11 protein-coding genes and 1 riboswitch are annotated in these 17,525 nt (G+C 58.8%); of the genes, 8 read left to right on the top strand and 3 right to left on the bottom strand.

The features are described from left to right. Positions 1-26: 26 nt before the first annotated feature. From CU102_RS18390 to CU102_RS18365, 6 genes are all read left to right on the top strand, one after another. On the top strand, positions 27-1,340 hold the full coding sequence (locus tag CU102_RS18390) for an ABC transporter substrate-binding protein (RefSeq protein WP_106712548.1): 1,314 nt from the start codon (positions 27-29) through the stop codon (positions 1,338-1,340). A gap of 151 nt (positions 1,341-1,491) precedes the next feature. Continuing rightward, positions 1,492-2,343, top strand: a complete 852-nt coding sequence (locus tag CU102_RS18385) for a carbohydrate ABC transporter permease (protein ID WP_425351571.1) — start codon at positions 1,492-1,494, stop codon at positions 2,341-2,343. Positions 2,344-2,355: 12 nt separating this feature from the next. Beyond that, positions 2,356-3,255 (top strand): carbohydrate ABC transporter permease, encoded by a 900-nt coding sequence (locus CU102_RS18380; RefSeq protein ID WP_106712546.1) that lies wholly within the window; start codon positions 2,356-2,358, stop codon positions 3,253-3,255. Positions 3,256-3,271: 16 nt separating this feature from the next. After that, entirely contained in the window at positions 3,272-5,074 is a 1,803-nt protein-coding gene (locus CU102_RS18375; protein WP_106712545.1) for an IlvD/Edd family dehydratase, read from the top strand. A 27-nt stretch (positions 5,075-5,101) separates the two neighbouring features. Continuing rightward, complete coding sequence (locus tag CU102_RS18370) at positions 5,102-5,854, top strand: SDR family NAD(P)-dependent oxidoreductase (protein ID WP_106712544.1); 753 nt, start codon at positions 5,102-5,104, stop codon at positions 5,852-5,854. A 23-nt stretch (positions 5,855-5,877) separates the two neighbouring features. Next, the gene (locus tag CU102_RS18365; protein WP_106712543.1) at positions 5,878-6,717 is read left to right on the top strand and encodes a fumarylacetoacetate hydrolase family protein; all 840 of its coding nucleotides are present in this window, start codon (positions 5,878-5,880) and stop codon (positions 6,715-6,717) included. 22 nt (positions 6,718-6,739) lie between these two features. On the opposite strand, the gene CU102_RS18360 is transcribed toward CU102_RS18365, so the two are convergent. The 3 genes from CU102_RS18360 to CU102_RS18350 all read right to left on the bottom strand — a co-directional run bounded on the left by CU102_RS18360 (position 6,740) and on the right by CU102_RS18350 (position 14,818). Further along, positions 6,740-11,341 carry a translocation/assembly module TamB domain-containing protein gene (locus tag CU102_RS18360; RefSeq protein WP_106712542.1) on the bottom strand — a complete coding sequence of 1,534 codons (4,602 nt, stop codon included), beginning with the start codon at positions 11,339-11,341 and terminating at the stop codon, positions 6,740-6,742. Continuing rightward, the gene (locus CU102_RS18355) at positions 11,338-13,266 is read right to left on the bottom strand and encodes an autotransporter assembly complex protein TamA (RefSeq protein WP_106712541.1); all 1,929 of its coding nucleotides are present in this window, start codon (positions 13,264-13,266) and stop codon (positions 11,338-11,340) included. Before CU102_RS18355 ends, CU102_RS18360 begins: the two co-directional genes overlap by 4 nt. A 277-nt stretch (positions 13,267-13,543) precedes the next feature. Then, complete coding sequence (locus CU102_RS18350; RefSeq protein ID WP_106712540.1) at positions 13,544-14,818, bottom strand: D-amino acid dehydrogenase; 1,275 nt, start codon at positions 14,816-14,818, stop codon at positions 13,544-13,546. A 212-nt stretch (positions 14,819-15,030) separates the two neighbouring features. Then, positions 15,031-15,117: riboswitch (glycine riboswitch) on the bottom strand. 106 nt (positions 15,118-15,223) lie between these two features. Between CU102_RS18350 and CU102_RS18345 the strand changes: the two genes are divergently transcribed. Both CU102_RS18345 and ilvD read left to right on the top strand, forming a co-directional pair. Next, entirely contained in the window at positions 15,224-15,460 is a 237-nt protein-coding gene (locus CU102_RS18345) for an Lrp/AsnC ligand binding domain-containing protein (RefSeq protein WP_106712539.1), read from the top strand. A 163-nt stretch (positions 15,461-15,623) separates the two neighbouring features. After that, positions 15,624-17,477, top strand: a complete 1,854-nt coding sequence (ilvD, locus tag CU102_RS18340; RefSeq protein WP_106712597.1) for a dihydroxy-acid dehydratase — start codon at positions 15,624-15,626, stop codon at positions 17,475-17,477. Positions 17,478-17,525: the final 48 nt, after the last annotated feature.

The following is a 17,525-nucleotide window of genomic DNA, read 5'->3' as shown; positions in this document are numbered from 1 at the left end:
TCCATGGAAACCCAGGAGGAGTATCAATGACCATCAATAGAAGACATCTTCTCGGCGCATCCGCCGGTCTCGTGGCCGCTGCCGGATTGAACCGGTTCGGCCTCAGCCCTGCCTTCGCCCAATCCGCGCCGGCATACAAGCCGGAAGAAGGTGCAACCCTTCGCCTGCTGCGCTGGGTGCCATTCGTCCCGGCCGAGGAGGCGGCATGGCTCGCCAATACCAAAAAATTCACCGATGCGACCGGCGTGCAGGTGCGCATTGACAAGGAAAGCTGGGAAGACGTTCGTCCGAAGGCCGCTGTGGCCGCCAATGTCGGCTCGGGCCCGGACATGGTCATGAGCTGGTTCGACGATCCGCAGCAATATCCGGACAAGCTCGTGGATGTCACCGAACTCGGTGAATATCTCGGCACGGCAAACGGCGGATGGTATCCCGGTCTCGAGGGCTATGCGAAACGTGATGGCAAATTCATCGCCGTGCCGCTTTGCGCCATCGGCAATGCGATTGTCTATCGCGATAGCCACATGAAGGCTGCCGGGTTCAGCGAGTTCCCGAAAGATACCGCTGGCTTCCTGGAACTGTGCAAGGCAATGCAGGCAAAGGGCACACCCGCCGGTTTCCCGCATGGTAAGGCAGTGGGTGATGGCAACAACTACGCGCACTGGCTGCTGTGGAGCCATGGCGGCAAAATGGTTGACGAGAGCGGCAAGGTCGTCATCAACAGCCCGGAGACGCTGGCCTCGGTCAAATACGCGCAAGAGCTGTACAAGACTTTCATTCCGGGCACGGAAAGCTGGCAGGACGTCAACAACAACCGCGCATTCCTGGCCGGACAGGTGTCGCTGACCGCCAACGGCGTCTCGGTCTACTACGCCGCCGTGAAGGATCCCGCAATGAAGGCGATTGCCGAGGACATGCGTTCGACGAACCTGCCGATCGGACCGGTCGGACAGTCGGTCGAACTGCACCAGACATCGACGATCTCCATCTTCAAGCACACGAAGTATCCGGAGGCCGCCAAGGCTTACCTGCAGTTCATGTATCAGGCTGATAACATAAATGCGTGGATTGAAGGCGCCAGCGCCTATTGCTGCCAGCCCTTGAAGGCCTTTGCCTCCAATCCGGTGTGGACGTCTAACCCCATCCATGCCGCCTATGCCAAGGCCTCGGAAACGCTGCGCCCGAACGGCTACGCGGGACCACTCGGAGCCGCTTCAGCCGGTGTGATGGCCGACTATGTTCTGGTCGACATGTATGCCACTGCGGTGACGGGCCAGATGACGGCGGAAGACGCGATTGCCCAGGCCGAAAAGCGGGCCAATCGCTACTACGCAGTCTAGTCAAGGAAAGGGCCTTCCGCTGTCAGGCAACGGAAGGCCATTCAGGCGCAGATGAGGAAAGGGACATCCGATGACAATGACGGCGCCCGCGAAACAAAGTTCGGCTTTCGGTGCTATCGCCCGAAGCAATACTGCTGTCGGCCTGTTCTTCATGCTGCCGGCGGCGGTGTTTCTGCTGTGCTTCCTGACCTATCCGCTTGGCCTCGGAGTCTGGCTCGGCTTTACCGACGCCACGATCGGCAGGGATGGCTTCTTCATCGGGCTCGAGAACTACGAGGCGCTGGCCCGCGATTCCGTATTCTGGATGGCGGTTTCGAATACGATCTTCTACACACTGATAGCCTCGATCCTCAAATTTATCCTCGGTCTGTGGCTCGCGCTCATTCTCAATGAGCACCTGCCGTTCAAGTCCTTCTTCCGCGCCATTATTCTCCTTCCCTGGGTGGTTCCGACGGTGCTGTCCGCCCTTGCCTTCTGGTGGATCTATGATGCGCAGTTCTCGATCATCTCCTGGTCCTTGATGAAACTCGGCTGGATCAGCGGCCCCATCAACTTCCTCGGCGATCCCAACAATGCGCGCGCTTCGGTGATCGCAGCCAATGTCTGGCGCGGCATTCCCTTTGTCGCGATCTCGCTGCTCGCCGGCCTTCAGACAATCCCGCAGTCGCTGCATGAGGCAGCATCGTTGGACGGCGCGACCGGCTGGCAGCGGTTCCGCTTCATCACCCTGCCAATGCTGACGCCCATCATCGCCGTGGTCATGACATTTTCGGTGCTGTTCACCTTCACCGACTTCCAGCTGATCTACGTTCTGACCAAGGGCGGGCCGGTCAATGCGACCCATTTGATGGCGACGCTGTCGTTCCAGCGCGGCATTCCGGGTGGTCAGCTCGGCGAAGGCGCGGCGATCGCCGTCGCCATGATCCCCTTCCTGCTGGCGTCGATCCTGTTCTCATTCTTCGGCCTGCAACGCCGCAAATGGCAACAGGGCGGACAGGATTAAGGAGCGCAAATCATGAGCATATCCGAACAGACCACCGTTCAGCCGCTTACCGACGACGTCCAGGGCATGAGCTATCTCAATCGCCTGCCACGGCGGATCGTTGTCCTTTACCTGCCACTCGCCGTCTTCGTCTTTGTGCTGCTGTTTCCGTTTTACTGGATGGCTATCACGGCGGTGAAGCCGAACTCACAGCTGACTGACTACAACAATTACAGCCCGTTCTGGGTCGTCGGGCCCACACTCGACCATATCAAGTATCTCCTGTTCGAGACCTCATATCCGGGCTGGCTGTGGAACACCGTGGTTGTTGCAGTCTGTGCGACCGTATTGTCGCTGGCGGCGTCGGTGTTTGCCGCCTATGCCATCGAGCGCGTGCGTTTTTCTGGATCGCGTCCAGTGGGTCTCCTGATCTTTCTTGCCTATCTCGTGCCTCCCTCGATCCTGTTCATTCCGCTCGCAGTGATCGTCTTCAAATTCGGCATGTATGACAGCAAGCTGGCGCTGATCTTCACCTACCCGACATTCCTCATTCCGTTCTGCACCTGGCTATTGATGGGCTACTTCCGCTCGATCCCGTTCGAGCTCGAGGAAAGTGCCCTCGTCGATGGTGCGTCACGCTGGCAAATCCTCATCAGGGTCATATTGCCGCTGGCGGTGCCAGGATTGATCTCGGCAGGTATTTTTGCCTTCACTTTATCGTGGAATGAGTTCATCTATGCACTGACCTTCATCCAATCCTCGGAAAACAAGACTGTCCCGGTCGGTGTCCTGACGGAGCTGGTACGAGGAGATGTTTTCGAGTGGGGTTCACTGATGGCAGGCGCACTGTTCGGGTCCTTGCCCGTCGTCATCCTCTACTCGTTCTTTGTCGATTATTACGTTTCTTCCATGACCGGCGCGGTCAAGGAATAGCTGGAGCCGCTTTCAAATGACAACGAACAAATCCCCGAAAAAACTCCGTTCGCAGGAATGGTGGGACAATCCCGACAATCCGGGGATGACGGCACTCTATCTGGAGCGCTATCTGAATTACGGACTGACCCGCGAGGAGCTGCAGTCAGGCAAACCCATTATCGGCATTGCCCAGACCGGCTCTGATCTTTCGCCATGCAACCGCCACCATATTGAGCTTGCCAAACGCGTGCGCGACGGCATCGTGGCGGCAGGGGGCATCCCCTTCGAGTTCCCGGTGCACCCCATTCAGGAAACCGGCAAGCGCCCCGGCGCCGCGCTCGACCGCAACCTTGCCTATCTCGGCCTCGTGGAGGTTTTGTTCGGCTATCCGCTCGACGGCGTTGTGCTGACCATCGGTTGCGACAAGACAACCCCTGCGATGCTGATGGGTGCGGCAACCGTCAATATACCGGCGATCGCGCTTTCGGTCGGCCCGATGCTCAATGGCTGGCATCGCGGTGAGCGCACCGGCTCCGGCACGATCGTGTGGAAATCGCGCGAGAAGCTGTCCTCCGGCGAGATCAACTACGATCAATTCATGGATATCGTTGCCTCCTCCGCTCCCTCGGTCGGCTATTGCAATACAATGGGCACGGCAACGACGATGAACTCTCTGGCTGAAGCCCTCGGCATGGAACTCCCCGGCGGCGCGGCCATCCCCGCACCGTATCGCGAGCGCGGACAGACGGCCTATGATACCGGCAAGCGCATCGTCGACATGGTGCGCGAGGATCTCAAGCCCTCGGATATCATGACGCGGCAGGCATTCGAGAACGCCATCGTCATTAACTCGGCAATCGGCGGCTCGACCAATGCGCCTATCCATTTGAACGCCATCGCTCGCCATCTCAATATCCCGCTCGATAATGACGACTGGCAGGCGATCGGCCACGACGTGCCGCTGCTGGTCAATCTGCAGCCGGCGGGCGAGTATCTCGGTGAGGATTACCATCGGGCGGGCGGTGTCCCAGCCGTTGTCGCCGAGTTGTTGAAAGCGGGTAGACTACCGCATCCGGGTGCTGTCACCGTCAACGGCAAGAGCATCGGAGCCAACTGCGAGAACGCTGAAAACCTCAACACCGACGTCATCAAACCTTACGATGCGCCGTTGAAGAAAAAGGCGGGTTTCATCAATCTGAAGGGCAATCTCTTCGACAGTGCCATCATGAAGACCAGCGTGATCTCCGAGGAGTTCCGTGAACGCTATCTCTCCAATCCGGAAGACCCCGAAGCGTTCGAAGGCATTGCGGAAGTGTTCGATGGACCGGAAGACTATCATCACCGCATCGACGATCCCAAGCTTGCTCTTGATGAAAACAGCATCCTGATCATGCGTGGCACGGGCCCGATCGGCTATCCTGGTGCGGCGGAAGTCGTCAACATGCAGCCGCCTGCATATTTGCTGAAGAAGGGTATTCGCGCATTGCCCTGTCTCGGTGACGGGCGCCAGTCGGGCACATCCGGCTCGCCTTCCATTCTCAATGCGTCCCCTGAAGCCGCGGCGGGTGGCGGTCTGGCACTTGTGCGGTCTGGCGACCACCTGCGCATCGACCTCAACAAGGGCACGGCCAATATTCTGATCGATGACGAAGAATTGCAGAAGCGCAAGGACGATCTGAAGGCGGGCGGCGGGTACAAGTATCCAGCGAGCCAGACGCCTTGGCAGGAAATCCAACGTGCCATGGTCGGCCAGCTGGACGAGGGCATGGTTCTAAAACCCGCCGTCGACTTCCAGCGCATCGCCCAGACGAAGGGATTGCCGCGCGACAATCACTGATCTGTCCAAGGGAGGAACGGAAACAGCATGGCGAACTCGATCAGGCGCTATGAGGGGCGGCACGCGGTCATTACCGGTGGCGCCTCTGGTATCGGCTTCAAGACGGCAGAGCGGATCGTGTCGGAAGGCGGCACGGTCAGCATCTGGGACGTTGACGCTGCGAAGATCGACGAGGCGAAGAATGCACTCGGCGACGCAGCTCACGGCGTGAGACTCGACGTTGCCGATCCCGACCAGGTGGCAAGGGCTGCGCAGGAGACGGCAAAGGCATACGGCAAGATTGACGTGCTTGTCTGTTCGGCAGGGATCACCGGTCCCAATGCCAAGGTCGCCGACTACCCGATTGACGAGTGGAAACGCGTCTTCGACATCAATCTCCATGGCTTGTTCTATTGCAACCGCTTCGTTGTACCGATCATGCAGAAGAGCGGCTATGGCCGTATCGTCAATGTCGCGTCGATTGCCGGCAAGGAGGGCAATCCCAACGCGTCTGCCTACAGTGCGTCGAAGGCGGCAGTGATCGGCCTCACCAAATCGCTTGGCAAGGAATTGGTTCATGACGGCATCACCGTCAATGCGATCACCCCGGCTACTGTAGAAACACCGATCCTGAAACAACTGCAGCAGAACTTTATCGACTACATGCTGTCGAAAATACCCATGCAGCGTTTCGGCAAGGTCGAGGAACTGGCGGCGCTGATAACCTGGATTGCCAGCGAGGAATGCTCGTTCACGACCGGCGCCGTCTTCGACATTTCGGGCGGCCGCGCAACATACTGATCCCAAGCTAGAAAGGTTACCCCATGAAGCTCGTACGCTATGGTCCTGCCGGGCACGAAAAGCCCGGTCTTGTGGACATGGATGGCAAGATCCGCGATCTGTCCGGCCATGTGAAAGACATCGCCGGTGATGCAATTTCTCCGGAAGGGCTCAGGAAGATTGCGGCGATCGACGCCGCTTCTCTGCCGCTGGCCGAGATCAGTCGCTATGGGCCATGCGTTGCGGGAACGGGCAAATTTATCTGCATCGGCCTCAACTATTCCGATCATGCGGCGGAAACCGGTGCCAAGGTACCACCGGAGCCCATCATCTTCATGAAGGCAACGTCGGCAATCGTCGGGCCGAATGACAATGTCGAAATACCGCGGGGGTCACTCAAGACCGACTGGGAAGTCGAGCTTGGCGTGGTTATCGGCAAGCACGCAAAATATGTCAGCGAAGATGAGGCCCTTGATTATGTAGCCGGCTATTGTCTGGTCAACGATGTGTCCGAGCGTGCATTTCAGGCAGAACGTCAGGGCCAGTGGACCAAGGGCAAGAGCTGTGACACGTTTGGGCCAACCGGGCCATGGCTCGTAACCAAGGACGAGATCGAGGACCCGCAAAATCTGAAGATGTGGCTCGAAGTCAATGGCCATCGCTACCAGAACGGTTCATCTGCAACCATGGTTTACGGGGTCAAGTTCCTCGTTTCCTATCTCTCGCAGTTCATGAGCCTGCATCCTGGTGATATCATCTCAACCGGGACGCCGCCCGGTGTTGGTCTCGGCCAGAAGCCGAACGTCTTTCTCAAAGCTGGTGATGTGATCACACTTGGCATCGAAGGGCTGGGCGAGCAGAGGCAGGAGGTCGTGCTGGGTTAAGTCTGCTGAGCCGGACTACCAATCAGTAGTCTTTCTCGAAGAAAAGCCCGCCCCCGGAATCGCCGTCGCTGCCGACCGAGCCCTTGGCCTTGAGATTTGGTGTGATATCGAGATTGATCGTGCCCTTGGTCTTGCCGGCAGCGCCGGCTTCCACTCCAAGATAGACGTTGTCGCGGATATAGCGGCCGGCACGCACACCTGCATTGCCCTCGCTGTCCGTCACGACATCCAGATCGTCGAGGCCCGTACTCTTGCGAAGACTGTCGAGCAGTGAGGAATTCGAGCCCCCTGCCAATTCCGCAGCAGCGGCGGCAAGCCGGGCCACCTGCAGCGGCGACAATTCACTGATCGAGCGATTGAAGATCAGCCGTGCCATGACCTCGTCCTGCGGCAGTTCTGGCTGCGACGAGAAGGTGATCTGCAGATCCGAAACGCGCCCCCTTACTGCAACGTTCACGGTTATGTCGGTTCCTTGCGTACTGGCGAGGAAATTGAGTTCGGGATCAAGATCGCCGACCAGTGTCACCTGCCCCTCGGTGAAGGTGATGCGCTGGCCGAGAATTCCGAGGCGACCGCGGATGAGGTCGAATGCTCCGACCGGCTGGACGTTCGTTGCCGGACCGGTGATACGCACGGATCCGCCGATTTCGGCATCAAGACCGCGACCCCGGATGAAGATCTTGGTGGGCGCTGTGATATTGATGTCGAGGCGCACCACGCTGGGACGGGCTGTCGGGGTTGCCACTGCGGGTTGATCTGCCTTGGCGCGTTTGAGCGTCTGTGCAACGGCTTTTGAGGGATCCTTGTGCTTGACGTCGATCACTGCTGACGAACCGCCAAAGCTTTCCGGAACGGTGATTTCGGCCCGGTCGATGTTGATGTTGCCGGAGATGACAGGATCGCGGGTCAGGGGGCCCTTGACTGCAAGCGCGCCTGTGACAGTGGCGACGACCAGATTGCCATCGGCATAACGCGCCCTGTCGAGCCGGATATCGATGTTTGCCGGGAAATTGGCCGCCGCATCGGTGGAGATAGTACCGGTTGCACTGATGGTACCGCCCGTCGAGAGCGCGGCGTTCAGCGTCCGGATGGTAACAGTGGTGCCCTCCATACTTCCGAGCAACGTGATGCGCTGTAACCTTATGTTGGCTTCCGGGTCGATCACCTCCGCACCATTGGCCGAGAACGTGCCGCTAATCTGCGGCTTTGCGAAATTTCCAGTGACCGAAGCGTTCACATCGATCATTCCTCTTGCCTGTGTGCCACGATCGGCAAGGAAACGGTTGGCAAGCGACAGTGGAATTTTGCCCGTAACATTGATGCCGAGACCCGTGCCGGACACGGGAACATTGCCATTGGCGGATACTGTGAATCCTTGCGGCCCATCCACTTTGGCGGAGGAAAGCGACAGCGTGTTGTTGACAAAGCGGCCCGCAGCCGCGAGCTGCAATGGAGCGAGCCCAGCTTCCTGAAGCGGCCGTGCGGACAGACCGGTGCCTTTCAGGTCGAACTCGGCATTGGGTCTTTGCAACGTGCCTGTGACCCGGCCCCTGCCCGAGATGTTCCCGGCAAGGTTCTGGCCCTTGACGACACCGTTGAGTGCGGTGAGCGGAAAACTTCTGAGCTCGAAATCGACACCGAGCTGGCCCTGCGCCAATGGCACTGCCCCCCTTGCAGAGGCATCGAGACCGCCCGCACCGGTCAAATGCGCGTCGATGTTGAGCAGGTCGGTGGTGGACGTACCCTTCGCATCGAGATTGAGTGCATCAAGTCCTACCTGCTTCAGCGCGGCGGCGGTGATCGCGCGGGCTTGCACGTCGAAATTTACATCCGGCTTCTGCCGCGTACCGCCGATTTTGGCCGTGCCGTTGACCTCGCCGCCGAGACCGAGGTCCGGCTTGATCGTATTGGCTATGTCGAGCGGCAGCTTCTGGATGGCAACAGCGAGATTGAGCGTTTCGGCCACTTCGCCACTGACCGTGACTCTGCCTTGGCCAACGTCGAGAATGATATCACTGAGCGAGAAATTGCTGCCCGCAACATCAATGGTAGCCGGCTGCACCAGCCGGGCGGCTAACGCGCCGCGAGTCAGGTCGGCATTGGCCAGCGACAGGCGATATCCGGCGTCCGTGGGCTGCAGCGAACCTCCAACCAACGTTCTTGCGCCATTCTTCAAGCCGGCGCTCATCGTGAAAATGGTGGTCTTTCCGTCCTGAGTCGCCTGCGCATCGAGATTGTTCACGTCGATCCCAGCTGCCGACACATTGGAGGCAGTGACGGAACCATTGGCCGACGGGACCCTGAAAATGTCCTGCGCCGCCAGCGCAATTGCCGCCTTGCCAACGACGATGTCATTTGCCTTCAGGCCGTCGATCTGGCCATTGATATCGACATTCTGTTTCTCTTCATCGTGGGTCAGCGCAATGGTGGCGTCTGCCTTGCCGGTTGCTTCGACGAGGAACAGCGCGGCCGCCGTCGACACATCGCTGGAGGCCAGCGTGAGGTTGCCCTGGAGGAGACCCTTCTTGTTCTGGGTCACATCGCCGCGCAGCCGCGTACCACCCGCAATGAACGACACGTTGCTGAGACGCTTCTCGTCCTTGTGCAGCGCAATCTCCGTCGCGAGATCTGCACGGATGCCATCGAGGAGGGCAAGGCCGGAGACTTTGCCATCGACGATACCCTTGTAGAGCGTGCCATTGAAGGTCAGATCTCCCTGAGTCAGTTTTCGGCCCGACAACGTGCCCTCGGGAACGCCCGCATTGAAAGCGAGAGCGATGATATTGTCCTGGCCGCGGGCGCTGCCTTTTACCTTGAGCGCGCCTCCGGCCTTCTCGGAGAGCAAGGCAAGGTCGGTCAGATCGAGGCCAAAATCGAAGTTCGCCGCGCCGCTGGCAAAGGTACCGTTGGCAGTCACGAGCGTCTGCGGATTTTCGACCTTGAAGTCCTTGGCGCTGAGCCCGGCTTCACCGCGGGCGAGACCACCAGTGATGCGGGTCTCGCCGGCAAGCACCTTGTCGGCGGCCTCGATGCCGAGTTGCATCCCGGTGGTGTGTCCATCCAGCATCAGATCGAAACCGCCCGTCAGCGCTTCAACAAGACCATTGGCCTTGAGATCGATCGAGCCGGCAAGTTCGCGCCCGGCCAGCGCCGAGAATGGTGCGATGCTGGACGCCTTGACGAGGATATCGCCGCGATAGGCGAAGTCATTGATCGTACCGGCCAGCGCCGCGCTGAACCCATTCGCGGCGACAAGCGCCTGCCTGAGATTGACCGGGGCTCCGGCCTTCCAGTCGCCGTTGATCTTGAGCTGAATCACTTCGCCCAGGGCCTCGGCGATATCTGCCCGCTTGGCAGTGATGCCGGAAACGTCGCCGTTGACATCATAGGTGAGCGAGCGGGCCGTCGGATTGTCGATGTTCTCCGCGAGCCCCCTGCCGAGAATGTTGACGGATTTGGCGGCGAAGCTATCGGTCGTGAGGTTGGTGACCTCGATATTGCTGGTCCAGTCATTGTTGTTGCTGGTGCCGAAAGCGACAGCAAGAACTGCCTTGTCGACCGTCGTTTGGCCACCCTTGACGGGAAGGATGACCTTCTTGCCAGTCGGGTCGGCGATGGTTGCATCGACTTTCAGCTGACGCAGGAAGCCATCATTGGTGGTCTCGCCGGTCGCATCAAGAGCCAATGCATTGCTCTTGATGTTCAGCCGGTCAAGCGCCACACCACCGGCATCGCGCAGCGTGCCATTGATGATGAGCGCCGTTTCGTTGCCGAAGAAGTCGCGAAACACCGGGGGAATCAGCGCGGCAATCTCGCCATTGAGCGTGGTGTTGAATTGGAGTCCGTCGCTCTGGCGGTCGAGGCGGGTTTCGCCGGTGAGTACGCGCTTGCCCGCTGCATCGAGGGTCAATTGCAAGGCGAGATCACTCAATGGACCGGAGCCCTTCAGCGCCAGCGTTACCGGTGGCTTGCCTTCGATGTTCAGGAGGTTGGCAACAATGCCGTTTTCAGGCTCGTTCAGCGTGAGATCGAGATCGAGTTGCTGGCTTTCATTGGCATAGGCAGCCTTGATCTGGAACTCGCCGCCCGGACCATCGAGACGGCGCACCTGCAGACTGGAATCGAGCGATCCGCCTTCCAGTCGCAAATTGCCCGCCAGTGAGATTTCAGATCTAAGGCCGAAGACACCATCGCCGAAGGCTATGCGCCCGATCTGCAGATCCTGCAGGATCACCGCCAACGGCAATTCCGGCAGGCTGAACCCTTTGGCTTCAGGAGAGGGAAGACTTTCATCCGGTAGTGGCTTACGCAGAATGTCGATTCGCTCGGCAGCCAGCGTGTTGACGTCCAAGCGACCGCGCAGCAAGGCGAGGCGGCTCCAGACGATTTTCGCATTTGTGACCTTGAGCCATACGCCTTCGCGGTCTGCAACCGTGATGCTGCCGATGCTGGCTTCGGAGGAGAGAACACCCTGAATGTCGGAGATGACGATCTGGCGATTGGGCGTTGAAAGCTGATTTTGAACGAAGCTCAGGAAATAGGACTTCTCCGCCTCAGCACTATCCTGTGCAGTGGCCGGGGCCGCAAGCAGCAGCAGAAATATGATTGCCAGAATCCGGGTCAAAACGCCTGTCCTATGCCAACGTAAAAAGCAAAATCTGGATCGTCGTCCGTCGGATCGAGCGGCACGGCGAAATCGAGTCGGATGGGGCCGAGACCGGTATTATAGCGCAGACCGGCGCCGACACCGACTCGCATGTTCTCGGCAAAATCCGGAAAGGACTCCTCGCCAACATAACCCGCGTCGACAAAGCCAACGACACCTATCGTATCCGTCATGCGCATACGCGCCTCCACGGAACTCTCGATCAGCGAGCGCCCGCCAATAACAAAATCCTCGCCATCCCTTGTCACGTTCACGCCAACATTCCGATAGGCGTAGCCGCGAATAGAACCGCCGCCGCCAGCGAAGAACAGCTGATCAGGCGGCAGTTCAGCCACCTCGGCACCGACGATGCTGCCGAGCTTCAGTCGCCCGGCAAGAATGTATCGGTTGTCGACGTCGAGACTGTAATAGGTGCGGCCTTCCGCGGTGAACTTGGTGGCAAAGTTGCCGTATTCGAATTCGTAGAACGGCGACAGCAATCCTTCGAGGAAAAATCCGCGCGACGGGTCGACCTTGCTGTCGCGGCTATCGTAGGTCAGTGTCCCCACCAGGCCGGCGGTCAGGAAATCTCGGTCGCCAAAGAAATCATCGTCAAAGCGCGATTTCGAAACATTCGCAGTGATTTTTCCAATCAGTTCATCGGAGAAAGTGTGAGTGAAGCCGGCATCGGCAGTGACCGATGTTTGGGTGTAGGCATCGAGAACCTTGCGCTCCCCGATAAGCGATGAGATAAAATCGGTATCGGGTGTGTAGACGCCCGGCTTGGTGAAGCTGACGCCAAGCAGGTAGCTATAATCCTGCGGATCATAGGACTGATCTCCGATGCCGCTGATCCTTGCGTCAAAGCGCAGCCGCTCCGCCCTGCCAAACAGGTTGCGGTGTAGCCAGAAGGCCTCGAACCCGGCGCCATCCAGCGTCGAATAGGAGCCGCCCAAACCAAATCGCCGCAATTTCTGTTCCTGGACAGCAACGGTGATCGGCAACAGGCCATTATTGGTGATGGCATCGGCCTCTTCAATCCGGGCAGATCGGAAGACTTCAAGGCGCGACAGGCGCTTCTTGGCACGCTCGATCTCATCGGGATCATATTCGACCCCAGGCTGCAGGCCGGTGATGAACGCGACGAACTCTGGATCCATGCGCTCTGTGCCGGTCACTTGCACTGGCCCGAAAGCCGCCCGCCGATCTGGATCGACCTCAATTGTTGCATCGACCCTGTTGTTGTCGTGGTTGGCGAGCACCTCACGCGAGACGATCCTAGCCTTGGGGTGGCCCTGTTCGCGCCACGCATCCACGGCGAGTCGTTCGGCCTTCACAATTGCTGTCGACCGGGCAACGTCACCGGGCGCAAATCCCTGGTTTTCTGGCCTGTCAACCTCATCCTTGGGATCGACCGGCGGAGGCGCCATATTCTTGACCCGGGCGGTGGCGAAAAGAAACTGCGGACCGGGATCGACAGAGATCGTTACTGTTGCCGGGTTAGGGAGGGTAGCATCGGGTGGAATATCGGCTGCTTCTCGTCCGTCGACCTTGATGCTGATCGTGCCGCCATAACGGCCGTCCGCATAGAGCGCGCCGAGGATGTGGCGATAATCGCCTCTCGCCTTGGCGAGCAAACCAGCCGCGCCCGACGCTGGCTTGTCCTTGTCAGCTACGAGACTCGAAGCGCCTTCGATGAGCTTCTTCGTTTCCTTGTTCTCACCTTGAGCAATTTCAACCGTGTATTTGTGCGGGTCCGCGATAACCGAATCGGCTTCGGCGTCTTTTCTTTCACCCCAGAGATGAATGCCGAAAAGGTCGAAGGCCTGCGCTGGCGAAACAAGGGCGGTAAATGCCAGCAATGCGGCGCCAAAAAAACTGGCCTGTGGGCGCCTCAAGTCCATCAACCAGCAAATTCCCTACTCAAGAAGACACACAAATACGCCGCGGGAACGGAGAAACCTATCCTGCCATCGCTGAAATTCCCCTCCCGAGCTTAAGAAAACGATAACATGGTGGGGAAACCCGGCCAACCCGCCACGGCTATGCAGCGACGCGCAAGCGATCGTTTGTGGCCGTACGGCCACAGAATTGCCGTTCACGTGGCCACATCGGCAATCACTTTTTGTTAGGAGCATGCAACAGTCTGCCCGGATCCGGGCAGACTGTTGCTTTGTTTGCCTATTCCGCGGCGGCCAGCCATTCGGTCTGTGGCTTGTCGCCGGCCGGCATAGATGCAGTGATATGGCCCGCCACAATCTCCGCAGTGGCTGCCGACAGGGTCCAGCCGAGATGCCCATGGCCCGTGTTATAGAAGACGCCGGGGCGCTTCCCGCCGCCAACGCGCGGCAGCATATCCGGCATCATGGGACGCAGGCCGGCCCAGGGCACGACATTGGATGTATCCATGCCGGGAAACAGATCGCGGCTCCAGTCGACCAGCGGTTTCACTCGGTCATGGCGGATATCGCGGTTCTCGCCGTTGTATTCGGCTGTTCCGGCAACCCGCAGGCGTCCGGCACCAAGGCGGCTGGTGACGATCTTCGCATCATCGTCGAGCAGACTGACCCAGGGGGCGGACTTCTGACTTGCGTCATCGTTGAGATTGATGGTGATCGAATAGCCCTTGACCGGATAGATATTGACCCGGTCACCGAGCTGCGCTGCGAATTTGCGGCTGGCAATGCCGGCACAAATGACAACCGCATCGAAGCGCTCAGTCTCGAACTCCGACAGTGCGGCCGAGGCCTTGTTCCACGACACAACGACGCCGTCCCTACCGTGCTTCAGCGTCTGCACATTGGCATCACCGACAAATCGCACGCCACGGCGAACGGAGGCGTCGGCGAGGCCGCGGGTGAACTTGTGAATATCGCCGGTTGAATCCGAAGGGGTGAAAAAGCCGCCATAAAATGATCCGTCAAGAGAGGGCTCGATATTGTGGATTTCCTCATTGGTCACGGCGCGGCGATCAAGGCCTCCAGCTTCGAGAAGCTTGTTGACCTTGACCGCATGGTCGTAGCCGTATTTCGAACGGTAGATGTGGAGGATGCCGCGCTTCTCCAGATCGAAGTCGATGTTTTCTTCCGCAGCGATCTCGAACATGCGCTCGCGCGCATCGATGGCCAGCTTCGTGGTCGCAATAGTATTCTTCTCGTAGTGCGGAATGTTCATCACGAACTCCGCCATCCAGGAATATTTGTGCCAGGACGGTTTTGGGTTCATCAGCAGCGGCGCGTCCTTGCGCAACATCCACTTCATGCCCTTCAGAACCGTCGACCAGCTGTTCCACACTTCGGCATTGGATGCCGAAAGCTGGCCGCCGTTAGCGAAGGATGTTTCCATCGCGGCATAGCGGTTGCGGTCGAAAACGGTGACGGCGTAGCCCTGACGGGCAAGCGCATAGGCGGTCGTAACGCCGGTAATTCCGGCGCCGATAATAGCGATATGGGTCATGACAGCAGCAGTCCTTCAGCAACACATGGTTTCAGTTTCGCCGTTCAAAACGGCACGAAACCCCATCTGTCACGGGACCTGAGAGTTTGGCCCTCACGCGCCCGCCGGGTGTTTCTCACCCGTGTCATTGGCGGCGTTACCGGTGAAGCACCGGGCAGGGCTTTCTCCTTCGGTGGGCGAAATCGCTTGATCACGCCACTCTCCAGATGTTCGATGCTTGTCTGGTCCTTTTGCCTGAGAGTTTCCGGGGCGGTTGCTCCATCGGCGCCGGTTTTACCGGTCTCTCCCAGATAGCCTGTGCGAACGGGCTGCTTATATCGCAGTTGCGAGAAGAGAACAACTGGCTAAGAACGGTCCAACCCATTATGTTGGCGAGGCATAAACCTGTCCTTGTGGAGTTAATTCATGAAACCCGTCTTCCTGCAGCTGCAATGTTTCCCCGGCAAAACCTATGAGGTGGCAGCTGCGCTTTTCGAACGCGAGATCGTCTCGGAACTCTATTCGACCAGCGGCGACTACGACCTTCTGATGAAGATCTACATTCCCGAAGACCAGGATATCGGCAAATTCATCAACGACAATGTCCTCGACATTTCAGGCATTGCGCGCTCGCTGACGACAATGACCTTCACGGCATTTTGAAACCCGAGACATTCCGTCCCGTTTCCTGCGGGTATGAAGTCCCTTATGTAATGAATGCAATAGAAAGCCCGCATGCGGGCAACAAAATTCCATTCTTTGCCATGGAAGCGGTTTTTCTGTAGAGATGCTGCCTCTCTTGCAATTCACCATCAGGATCCAGCGAATGCCTCCCTACCGTTCACGCACAACCACACATGGCCGCAACATGGCAGGTGCCCGCGGGCTCTGGCGCGCCACAGGCATGAAGGACGAGGATTTCGGCAAGCCGATTATAGCTGTGGTGAATTCGTTCACGCAGTTTGTTCCGGGCCACGTGCATCTGAAAGACCTTGGCCAGCTGGTGGCGCGTGAAATCGAAAGTGCTGGCGGCGTTGCTAAGGAATTCAACACGATTGCCGTTGATGACGGCATCGCCATGGGCCATGACGGCATGCTGTATTCGCTCCCCAGCCGGGAGATCATCGCCGATAGCGTCGAGTACATGGTCAATGCACATTGCGCCGATGCGATGGTTTGTATTTCCAATTGCGACAAGATCACCCCCGGCATGCTGATGGCGGCACTGCGGCTGAATATCCCGGTTGTCTTCGTTTCCGGTGGCCCGATGGAAGCCGGAAAGGTCGTCTGGGAGGACAAGGAAAAGAAGTTGGATCTGGTCGATGCCATGGTGGCGGCAGCCGATGACCGGATCTCGGACGAAGAAGTAAAGGTCATCGAGCGCTCGGCCTGCCCGACCTGCGGATCGTGTTCCGGCATGTTCACGGCAAACTCGATGAACTGCCTGACTGAAGCGCTCGGCCTCTCACTGCCAGGCAATGGTTCGACGCTGGCAACCCACGCCGATCGTCGCCGCCTTTTTGTCGAGGCTGGTCATCTCGTGGTCGATCTCGCCCGCCGGTACTACGAACAGGACGACGATACGGTCCTGCCGCGCTCAATTGCTTCCTTTGCGGCATTCGAGAACGCGATGACCCTCGACATTGCCATGGGTGGCTCGACGAACACGGTTCTGCATCTGCTTGCAGCCGCGCATGAAGGCGAGGTCGACTTCACCATGAGCGATATCGACCGCTTGTCCCGCCGCGTGCCGGTCCTGTGCAAAGTCGCCCCTGCGGTTGCCAATGTGCACATGGAAGATGTGCATCACGCCGGTGGTATCATGGGCATTCTCGGCGAGCTGGATCGTGCCGGGCTCATCGACACGTCGGTCTATTCGGTGCATTCGGCCAATCTTGGCGCGGCCCTCGACCGCTGGGATGTGGTTCGAACCAAGAATAAATCCGTGCATGATTTCTTCATGGCGGCGCCTGGCGGCGTGCCGACCCAGGTTGCGTTCAGCCAGGAACGCCGCTTCGCCGATGTCGACCTCGACCGCGAGAAGGGCGTCATCCGCAATGCGGAACACGCCTATTCCAAGGACGGTGGGCTGGCCGTGCTTTATGGCAATCTCGCCGAGGACGGTTGCATCGTCAAAACGGCCGGTGTGGACGAATCCATTCTGAAGTTCTCTGGCCCCGCCCGCATCTTCGAGAGTCAGGACAGCGCGGTTCTGGGTATTCTCAATGGGGCTATCCAACCGGGCGATATTGTGTTGATCCGCTATGAAGGCCCGCGTGGCGGGCCGGGCATGCAGGAAATGCTGTATCCAACGAGCTACCTGAAGTCCAAAGGTCTCGGCAAGGCCTGCGCCCTGATCACCGACGGCCGCTTCTCCGGTGGTTCGTCTGGTCTCTCCATCGGCCATGTATCGCCCGAGGCGGCGGAAGGTGGTCTGATCGGCCTCGTCGAGGAAGGCGATATCATCGATATCGACATTCCCAACCGTAAGATCCACCTTGCCGTCGACGATGCTGTCCTCGCTGATCGACGGGCTCAGATGGAAGCCAACGGCTCCGCGGCGTGGAAACCGGCTGAAAAACGTAAGCGTAAGGTTACCACTGCCCTGCGCGCCTATGGTGCCATGGCGACAAGTGCTGCCAAGGGTGCGGTACGGCAGATACCGGATGAATGGAGCTGAGCTCGCAGCTTTAGTAAAATGAAGAAAGGCGGGGGTTCGAACCCCCGC

It is taken from the genome of Phyllobacterium brassicacearum, assembly GCF_003010955.1.
GTDB lineage: Bacteria > Pseudomonadota > Alphaproteobacteria > Rhizobiales > Rhizobiaceae > Phyllobacterium > Phyllobacterium brassicacearum.
This window is presented reverse-complemented; position numbering and strand designations above follow the sequence as displayed.

Bases quoted from the DNA above. Each gene is read 5' to 3' on its own strand.
- CU102_RS18390 (WP_106712548.1), top strand. From the start codon at position 27: ATGACCATCAATAGAAGACATCTTCTCGGCGCATCCGCCGGTCTCGTG.
- CU102_RS18385 (WP_425351571.1), top strand. From the start codon at position 1,492: ATGCTGCCGGCGGCGGTGTTTCTGCTGTGCTTCCTGACCTATCCGCTT.
- CU102_RS18380 (WP_106712546.1), top strand. From the start codon at position 2,356: ATGAGCATATCCGAACAGACCACCGTTCAGCCGCTTACCGACGACGTC.
- CU102_RS18375 (WP_106712545.1), top strand. From the start codon at position 3,272: ATGACAACGAACAAATCCCCGAAAAAACTCCGTTCGCAGGAATGGTGG.
- CU102_RS18370 (WP_106712544.1), top strand. From the start codon at position 5,102: ATGGCGAACTCGATCAGGCGCTATGAGGGGCGGCACGCGGTCATTACC.
- CU102_RS18365 (WP_106712543.1), top strand. From the start codon at position 5,878: ATGAAGCTCGTACGCTATGGTCCTGCCGGGCACGAAAAGCCCGGTCTT.
- CU102_RS18355 (WP_106712541.1), bottom strand. From the start codon at position 13,266: ATGGACTTGAGGCGCCCACAGGCCAGTTTTTTTGGCGCCGCATTGCTG.
- CU102_RS18350 (WP_106712540.1), bottom strand. From the start codon at position 14,818: ATGACCCATATCGCTATTATCGGCGCCGGAATTACCGGCGTTACGACC.
- CU102_RS18345 (WP_106712539.1), top strand. From the start codon at position 15,224: ATGAAACCCGTCTTCCTGCAGCTGCAATGTTTCCCCGGCAAAACCTAT.
- ilvD (WP_106712597.1), top strand. From the start codon at position 15,624: ATGCCTCCCTACCGTTCACGCACAACCACACATGGCCGCAACATGGCA.